The sequence below is a fragment of the Tsukamurella soli genome (assembly GCF_039541155.1).
Taxonomy (GTDB): Bacteria; Actinomycetota; Actinomycetes; order Mycobacteriales; family Mycobacteriaceae; genus Tsukamurella; species Tsukamurella soli.
The window spans coordinates 1-8,048 of the sequence record NZ_BAABFR010000154.1; the positions used below are offsets into that span (position 1 = coordinate 1).

Consider the following 8,048-nt stretch of genomic DNA (forward strand, 5'->3'; position numbering starts at 1 on the left):
CGCGCGGGTGCGGCGACGGTCGCGGGTGCGGGCCGGCCGGGTGCGCTCGCGACGCTCCACGACCTCGCCGTCCTCGCGCGGGCGGCGGGTGCCGGGCACGTTGCCGGTGACCGCGGGATCGATGCCCAGGTCGGCGAACAGGTGCTCGCTCGACGAGTAGGTCTCGGCGGGATCGGGCTTGCCGAGGCCGAGCGCCTTGTCGATGAGCTCCCAGCGGTGCAACTCGTCCCAGTCGACGAGCGTCACCGCAATGCCGGTCTTGCCCGCGCGGCCGGTGCGGCCGATCCGGTGCACGTAGGTCTTCTCGTCCTCCGGGCACTGGTAGTTGATCACGTGCGTGACGTCGTCGATGTCGATACCGCGGGCCGCCACGTCGGTCGCGACCAGCACGTCGATGCTGCCGTCCCGGAAGCGGCCCAGCGCCTTCTCGCGCGCGATCTGGCCCAGGTCGCCGTGCACGGCGCCCACCTTGAAGCCCCGCTCGGCGAGGTCGTCGGCGACCTTCTGTGCGGTGCGCTTGGTGCGGGCGAAGATCATCGTCGCGCCACGGCCGGAGGCCTGCAGCACCTTCGCTACGAGCTCGGTCTTGTCCAGTGCGTGGGCGCGGTAGACGAACTGGGTGGTGCGCTCGTGCACCGCCGAGTCGTCGTGGTGCTCGGCGCGCACATGGGTCGGCTGCCGCAGGAACGTGCGGGCCAGCGTGATGATGGGGCCGGGCATCGTGGCCGAGAACAGCATCGTCTGCCGATCCTGCGGGACCATCGAGAGGATCCGCTCGATGTCGGGCAGGAATCCCAGGTCGAGCATCTCGTCGGCCTCGTCCAACACCAGGATCTGGATCTTGCCCAGGATCAGGTGCCCCTGGTTCGCGAGGTCCAGCAGCCGGCCCGGGGTGCCGACGACCACGTCGACCCCCTTCCGCAGGCCGTCGATCTGCGCCTCGTACGGGCGGCCGCCGTAGATCGAGAGGATGGAGATCGGGCGCGGCCCCTTGGTGGTGGCCACGTCGAAACCGGCGGCGGCCTGCTCGAGGTCGTCGGTCACCTGGATGCACAGCTCGCGGGTGGGGACGATGATGAGGGCGCGGGGCGTGCCGTCGAGGGCGCGCAGGCCGGCCTCGCCGGCCTCGGCGGCGGCTTTGGTGAGCCGGTTGAGCAGCGGCACGCCGAAACCGTAGGTCTTGCCCATGCCCGTGCGGGCCTGGCCGATCAGGTCGTTGCCGGCCAGCGCGAGCGGGAGCGTGAGCTCCTGGATCGCGAAGGTGCGCTCGATGCCGCGGGTGGCGAGGGCGGCGACGATGCCCTGGTCGACCCCGAGCTCGGCGAATGTGGGGGAGACGTGGTCGTCGGCGATGACGGTGACGTCGGGCAGGTCGGGGGCCACGGCAGGTTCGACGTGGATCGGGGTATGGGTATGCGCGGTATCGGTGATGGTCTCTGGCCTTTCACTGGCGGCGAATGATGTCGCGGCGTCGTTCTCACTTCGCGCGCACCCTCGCTGACAGTGGTGTCGCCGGCGGTGGCGCCGCGGGCCGGGGGGAATGGCGGGGCCCTACTGGGCCCGGCGCCGAACGCATCGGGGCCGACGCGGCGCTATGTGCGCGCACAATTTCACGGTGCACTTCCGCGATCTGCGCGGGCATGCCAGTACATTGTACCGCTTCCGGTGCTCCGCTTTAGCATGTGCACCATGACTGAACAGCAGCAGGCGGGTCCGGGCGCGGTCGACGGGGCGGGGGGCTCTCCGGAGGTGCCCGTCGCGTCATCGCGGCCGGTGGCGGGTTACGGGGTCGACGGTGCCGCGGAGCATCCCGGTGTCGCGCAGCTGTTCGCGGTGCTCGCCGGGGGCGAGATCCTCGCGTTCGAGCGGCTCGCGAAGGAGGCCGAGCTGGCGCCCGACCTGCGCGGCCGGATCGCCTTCGCGTCGATGGCGGCTGCCGAGATGGCGCATTTCGAGACCCTGCAGGGCGAGCTCGAGCGGCGCGGCCTCGAGGTCGTGGCCGTGACCGAGCCGTACCTGGAGGTGCTCGCCCGCTACCACGCGCGGACGACGCCGCGGAACTGGTATGAGGCGCTCGTGAAGGCGTACATCGGCGACGGGCTCGCCGCCGATTTCTACACCCAGGTGCTGCCCGCACTTCCGGCGGGCGCGGCCGCCGTCGTCGAGGAGACCCTGAGCGGCACCGGGCACTCGGAATTCGTTGTGCCGCAGGTTCGCTCGGCAGTGGTTGCGAATCCCGCGCTACGGTCGCCGCTCACGCTGTGGGGCCGGCGCCTGCTGTCGGAGGCGATCACCCAGGCGCAGGAGGTGCTCGCCACGCGCGACGAGCTGACGGACATGCTGTTCGCCAGCGCCGCCGACGTCGCCGGTATCGCCGACTTCTTCGAGACCGCGCAGAACCACCACGCGAAGCGGATGGCCGCGCTCGGTCTGGGGTGAGCGCTGCTCACAGCAGAACCGGCGGCGGGTCTCGTGCGCGCCGCGATAGCGTTGGCAGTGGACGAGAAGTCGATTAGAAGGGTTGGGCCCGTGGAGGTCAAGATCGGTATCGCGGACAGCAACCGTGAGCTGGTGGTGCAGAGCAAGCAGGATGCCGAGCAGGTCAAGCAGATCGTTGCCGACGCGCTGGCCGGCAAGAGCCCGTTGCTCGACCTCACCGACGAGAAGGGGCGCCAGATCCTGGTGCCGGTGACGCGGTTGGCGTACGTCGAGCTCGGCGCGCACGAGGCGCGCACCGTCGGGTTCGCCGCGACGTAGCGCCGCCAGGCGCGGGAACGCCCTCTCATCTGCGAGTCGGATGAGAGGGCGTTCGCCGTTCGGGGTCGGTTCTGTCGATTCGTGGGCCGACGGGGCCGGCCGGGAGGTCAGCGGCGGGCGTCGCCGCGTCCCTGCAGCGGGACGTGCTTGAGTCCGCCCCACAGCAGCTGCACGGTGGTGGCGACCGCGTCCTCCTTGGTGATCGCGCGATCGGCGTACAGCCAGTAGCGAGCGCTGACCTGGCTTGCGCCCACGAGGCCGACGGCGAGGATGCGGGCGCGGTGCGGGTCGAGACCCGAGTCGTGGGCGACGAGGTCGTAGACGGCGTCGACGCAGGCCTCCACAGCGCCCTCGACCCGTTCCTGTACGGCGGGCTCCATCACGTCGGACTCGAAGATCAGCCGGTATCCCTGGCTGTCCTGGTCGACGAAGTCGAAGAACGAGCGCACCGCCCCGTACACGCGGGCGTGGTTCTCGGTAGAACTGCTCAGGGCCGCTCGCACGCCCTTCACCAGCGACTCGACGTGACTGTGCAAGACGGCGATGTACAGGTCAAGCTTGCTTGGGAAGTGTTGGTACAAAACGGGTTTCGAGACACCGGCACGGATCGCGATCTCGTCCATGCCGGCCGAGTGGTAGCCGACGTCGACGAACACGCTGCTGGCCGCCTCGAGCAGCTGGATGCGTCGGGCGCTGCGTGGCAATCGAGTACTGCGCCGCGGCGCCGCGGCAGACCCGCCACGGGTATTGCCCGCAACCGCACCCACGTCCGACATCTGCCACCTCTTCCATCTCCCCCCGGGGCGATCGGTCCCAGGAAACCCAGACGATACTCCGGTCGACCGCGCAGCCAGCGTCGCTCCGCGCCGATCTGGCACCCTGGTGGCGTGTCCGACACCGCCTCCGGCGCCGCGAGCAACGCGCACGCACCGGGCCCCGAGCCGCTCGCCACGCTCGACCGGACCAGCGACGTGTGGCCCGGCGAGTTCGTGCGGGTCCGCGGTCAGCGCGTGTTCGTGCGGCACGTCGACGCCGCGGCCGCGTTCCAGGCGCCGGCCGGCGCCCGACCGCTCGCGGTGATGGTGCACGGCCTGGGCGGGTCGTCCATCAACTGGACGGACCTGGGCCAGATCCTGGCACCGTCGGTCGCGTCGTACGCCCTCGACCTGCCGGGGTTCGGGCTGTCGGATCCGCCCGCCGACGGTGACTACGGAATCGAGGCGTTCGCCGAGGCGGTGATCGGCTACCTCGAGATACTGGTGGCCGCGCGCGGCCGGCGGCGGGTGCATCTGCTGGGCAACTCCCTCGGCGGCGCGGTCGCCGTCCGCGTCGCGATGGCGCGCCCCGACCTGGTGGCCACGCTGACGCTCATCTCGCCGGCCTTCCCGGATCTCCGCCCGCGGCTGCGGCGCCTGCAGTTCCTGCCGTTGTCGCTGGTGCGGATCCCCGTCGTCGGCCCGGCCGGGTTCCGGCTGGTGGGGAGCGCCTACCCCGCGCGGCAGGTCGAGAGCACGTTCCGGGAGATCCTCGTCGACCCGGACGTGATGGGGCCGGTGCGCAGACGGCAGGCGATCGACCAGGCCGCGGCCCGCGCGTCGATGCCGTGGGCGCCCGATGCACTGGCCGCGAGCTTCAACGCGCTGGTCCGCAGCTGGATCGCAGACCTCGGCGCCGCGCACTGGTCGGCCGCCCGGGCCGTGTCGGCCCCCACCCTGGTGGTGTGGGGCGCGCGGGATCTGTTGGTCAGCTCGGCCGTAGCGCCGAAGGTGGCGCGGCACATCCGGGGCAGCACGTTGATCGTGTACGAGGACGTGGGGCACGTCGCGCAGATGGAGCGACCGGCGGCGGTCGCGCGCGCGGTGTGGGAGCTGATCTCGCATTCCGCCTGATCCGGGCGATCTCGGCGCGACGGGTGTCCTATTCAGGGCATTACCGAGTGTCGTGCGCGCGCCCGGGGAGTCGGCTGTGCCAATGTGGCAGGTGTGACCAGACCCTCCGGCCCTCCGCAGCCGCACCTCGACGGTGGGCGTGGACCGCGGGAGCCGCGGCGGCGGCCCGATCCCTACCAGCCGCTACGCGCCAGCTTGGACCCCGTCAACTCGGAGCCTGGGCGACAGCGTGCACCGCGGGATCGCCAGTACCGCAAGCAGGGGCCGGTGGGGCGGATGCTCACCCTCTACGGCTGGCGGGCCTACGCGATCCCGGTGCTGGCCGTGCTCACGGTGCTCCTCATCGCGTCGTCGGCGGGCTGCAACCCGTTCGCACGGACGGCGTCGACCGACGTGGCCACGTCCGGGGCGGACTTCGGCTCGCGCGTGCCGAACCCGGCTGCGGGCACCGCCCCCGTCGGCGCCCCGACCGGCCGGATCTCCGGGCCGATCCCGGCCGCCTACGAATTGCCCGCCGGCGGCCGGTACACGCCGAAGGGTCTCAACACGTGGCATGTCGTGCCCGGCACCGTCGCCAAGTTCGGTAAGGGCACACAGCAGACGTTCACGTACAAGATCGCCGTCGAGGACGGGATGAACATGGCCGCGCTGGGTGGTGACCAGGCGTTCGCTGCGATGGTCGACAACACGTTGCAGAACCCGCAGAGCTGGATCCACGACACGCAGATCGCGTTCCGCCGAGTGGACAAGGGCGACTCCGACTTCACGATCTCGCTGACCAGCCCGCTGACCACCCGCGACGCGTGCGGGTACACCATCGCGGCGGAGACCTCCTGCTACAACCCCGAGCTGAGTCGGGTGGTGCTCAACGAGGCACGCTGGGTGCGGGGCGCGGTCGCCTTCCAGGGCGACATCAGGGCGTATCGGCAGTACCAGATCAACCACGAGGTGGGACACGCCATCGGCTACCCCGACCACGTCGCCTGCCCCGCGAACGGTGCCCTCGCGCCGATCATGATGCAGCAGAGCTTCGGCGTGGGGAATCGGGACATCTTCGCCCTCGACAAGTCGACGCAGTACAACAACAACAACGTCTGCAAGCCGAACTCCTGGCCGTACCCGGGAGCGAGCTGAGGTCGGCTGCCGGGCGTGCCCATCCACGTGGCGGGCCGAGAGACGAGCCGTACCCGGGAGCGAGCTGAGGTCGGCTGCCGGGCGTGCCCATCCACGTGGCGGGCCGAGAGACGAGCCGTACCCGGGAGCGAGCTGAGGTCGGGAATGTGCGGCGGCCGCGTGCCGTTCCACCTTTCGTGAGTGATCTGCCACCGCTTGTGGAACCCGCCGCCGAGCTGACCCGTGAGGAGGTGGCGCGGTACTCGCGGCACCTGATCATCCCCGATCTGGGGGTGGACGGGCAGAAACGTCTGAAGAACGCGCGGGTGCTCGTGATCGGTGCGGGCGGCCTCGGTAGTCCCACGCTGCTCTATCTGGCGGCGGCCGGCGTCGGAACGATCGGCATCGTCGAGTTCGACGAGGTGGACGAGTCGAACCTGCAGCGCCAGGTGATCCACGGCCAGTCCGACGTCGGGCGGCCCAAGGGGGAGAGTGCGCGGGAGAAGATCCTCGAGATCAATCCGTTCGTCACGGTGAACCTGCACCCGTTCCGGCTGGAGCCGGAGAACGCCGTCGAGTTGTTCGAGCAGTACGACCTGATCCTGGACGGCACCGACAACTTCGCCACCCGTTACCTGGTCAACGATGCCGCCGTGTTGGCGCACAAGCCGTACGTGTGGGGGTCGATCTTCCGGTTCGAGGGCCAGGCATCCGTGTTCTGGGAGGACGCGCCGAACGGTAAGGGCCTCAACTATCGCGACCTTTACCCGGTGGCGCCGCCGCCCGGTATGGTGCCGTCCTGCGCCGAGGGCGGCGTGCTGGGGATCCTGTGCGCATCGATCGGCGCGATCATGGGAACCGAGGCGATCAAGCTGATCACCGGAATCGGCGAGCCGCTGCTGGGTCGGCTGATGGTGTACGACGCCCTGGAGATGAGCTACCGCACCATCAAGATCCGCAAGGACCCGGAGTCGCCGACCATCACCGAGCTGATCGACTACGAGGTGTTCTGCGGCGTGGTGTCGGATGAGGCGGCAGCCGCCGCGGCCGACTCCACCATCACCCCGGCCGAGCTGGCGCAGATGCGCGCCGACGGTAGGGAGTTCGAGTTGGTGGACGTGCGCGAGCCGGTGGAGTGGGACATCGTGCGGATCGACGGGGCCAAACTGGTGCCCAAGTCGGCGTTCGAGACCGGCGCCGGGCTCGGGCAGATCTCGGCCGACAAGCCGATCGTCCTGTATTGCAAGACGGGCATCCGCTCGGCCGAGGTGTTGGCCGCGGTCCACAAGGCCGGCTACAACGACGCCACGCATCTGCAGGGCGGGATCCTGGCCTGGGCCAGGCAGATCGAACCGGACCTGCCGGTCTACTGAGGCCGCCGGTCTACCGAAGCAGCACCGGTAGCAGCGCTGCCGTGACGGCGAGCCCGAGCACCGCCGCCACGATCACCAGCCCGACGGGGTTGCCGAGGTTCACGGTGTAGCCGATGCCCATCCGTTTCGGCACCAGGACCGCCGGATCGCCGGAGGCGACGTACAGCACGCCGAGCTTCCAGCGGGCATCGTCGTCGGGGGAGTCCGGTCCGGTGTCGCCGGGGGCCGGTGTGCGCCGCAGCGTGCGCACGGATACCGCGACCATCACGCCGATCGCCCCGACGATCACCACGGCGCCGATCCCGGACACCGCCTCGATGGTGCCGGCCGGTGCCGCCGCCGCGAGCAGCAGGCCGGTCGCCGTCAGCTGCAGCGACACCAGTACCGCGGCGGCGCCGAGTACCCACAGTGTGATCCGCCGAGCGGCCGTGGCCCGGGCGGCCGCGGCCGCCGGGTCACCGTCGGGCAGCCGCCGCACGGGCGCCCGTGTGGTGAACCACGCCAGGCCCCACATCGCCGCGACGACGACCGCCGCGACCAGCGACGGGCCGAGCACCGCCGGCACGGACTTGTCGGCCCATCGGGTGACGCCGCCGGGCCCGACGTGCTGGGGGATGCGGGTGGGGAACCTGTCGTAGAGCGCGAGTTCGAGGCAGACCCCGACGGCGATGACGGTGGCGGCCGCAGCGAACGGCAGCCAGGGGACGGCGGCCGTTCGGGCACCGTCGCCGTCGGGCCGGATCACCTCCGCTCCCACGCGCACAGGGACGCCGTCGTACCAGCCACCGTCGCGCTTGGCGCGGGCGATCACGGCGCGTCCGGCCTGCAGCGCGAGCAGCGCACCGACGAGCAGCAGCAGTGGTGCGGCCGCGGCGAGCATCCCGCCGACCGCGGCCGCGTCCCGGTCCGGGGCGAG

The 8,048-nt window shown here is 70.9% G+C and carries 8 protein-coding genes; 5 read left to right on the plus strand and 3 right to left on the minus strand.

What is annotated here, in order from left to right; genetic code table 11:
• Window positions 1-1,383, minus strand: a 1,383-nt coding sequence (locus tag ABD908_RS25575) for a DEAD/DEAH box helicase (RefSeq protein ID WP_345001398.1), incomplete at its 3' end; no start/stop codon positions are given.
• A gap of 306 nt (window positions 1,384-1,689) precedes the next feature.
• On the opposite strand from ABD908_RS25575, the gene ABD908_RS25580 reads away from it, so the two are divergent.
• Together ABD908_RS25580 and ABD908_RS25585 are read left to right on the plus strand one after the other, a co-directional pair.
• Window positions 1,690-2,439 carry a ferritin-like fold-containing protein gene (locus ABD908_RS25580; protein ID WP_345001400.1) on the plus strand — a complete coding sequence of 250 codons (750 nt, stop codon included), beginning with the start codon at window positions 1,690-1,692 and terminating at the stop codon, window positions 2,437-2,439.
• Window positions 2,440-2,529: 90 nt separating this feature from the next.
• Entirely contained in the window at window positions 2,530-2,757 is a 228-nt protein-coding gene (locus tag ABD908_RS25585) for a DUF3107 domain-containing protein (protein WP_345001402.1), read from the plus strand.
• Window positions 2,758-2,864: 107 nt separating this feature from the next.
• Here the strand turns inward: ABD908_RS25585 and fasR are convergent, their stop codons facing one another.
• Window positions 2,865-3,533 (minus strand): HTH-type transcriptional activator FasR, encoded by a 669-nt coding sequence (fasR, locus tag ABD908_RS25590; RefSeq protein ID WP_345001404.1) that lies wholly within the window; start codon window positions 3,531-3,533, stop codon window positions 2,865-2,867.
• A 111-nt stretch (window positions 3,534-3,644) separates the two neighbouring features.
• On the opposite strand from fasR, the gene ABD908_RS25595 reads away from it, so the two are divergent.
• The 3 genes from ABD908_RS25595 to moeZ all read left to right on the plus strand — a co-directional run bounded on the left by ABD908_RS25595 (window position 3,645) and on the right by moeZ (window position 7,132).
• Window positions 3,645-4,646 carry an alpha/beta fold hydrolase gene (locus ABD908_RS25595; RefSeq protein ID WP_345001406.1) on the plus strand — a complete coding sequence of 334 codons (1,002 nt, stop codon included), beginning with the start codon at window positions 3,645-3,647 and terminating at the stop codon, window positions 4,644-4,646.
• Between the two features lie 93 nt (window positions 4,647-4,739).
• Complete coding sequence (locus tag ABD908_RS25600; protein ID WP_345001408.1) at window positions 4,740-5,780, plus strand: DUF3152 domain-containing protein; 1,041 nt, start codon at window positions 4,740-4,742, stop codon at window positions 5,778-5,780.
• 185 nt (window positions 5,781-5,965) lie between these two features.
• Complete coding sequence (gene moeZ / locus ABD908_RS25605) at window positions 5,966-7,132, plus strand: adenylyltransferase/sulfurtransferase MoeZ (protein ID WP_345001412.1); 1,167 nt, start codon at window positions 5,966-5,968, stop codon at window positions 7,130-7,132.
• A gap of 10 nt (window positions 7,133-7,142) precedes the next feature.
• On the opposite strand, the gene ABD908_RS25610 is transcribed toward moeZ, so the two are convergent.
• Window positions 7,143-8,048: DUF5808 domain-containing protein (locus ABD908_RS25610; RefSeq protein ID WP_345001410.1), on the minus strand; the 906-nt coding region annotated here is incomplete at its 5' end.

Coding starts and splice junctions, on each gene's coding strand:
- fasR (WP_345001404.1), bottom strand. CDS start 3,533: ATGTCGGACGTGGGTGCGGTTGCGGGCAATACCCGTGGCGGGTCTGCC.
- ABD908_RS25580 (WP_345001400.1), top strand. CDS start 1,690: ATGACTGAACAGCAGCAGGCGGGTCCGGGCGCGGTCGACGGGGCGGGG.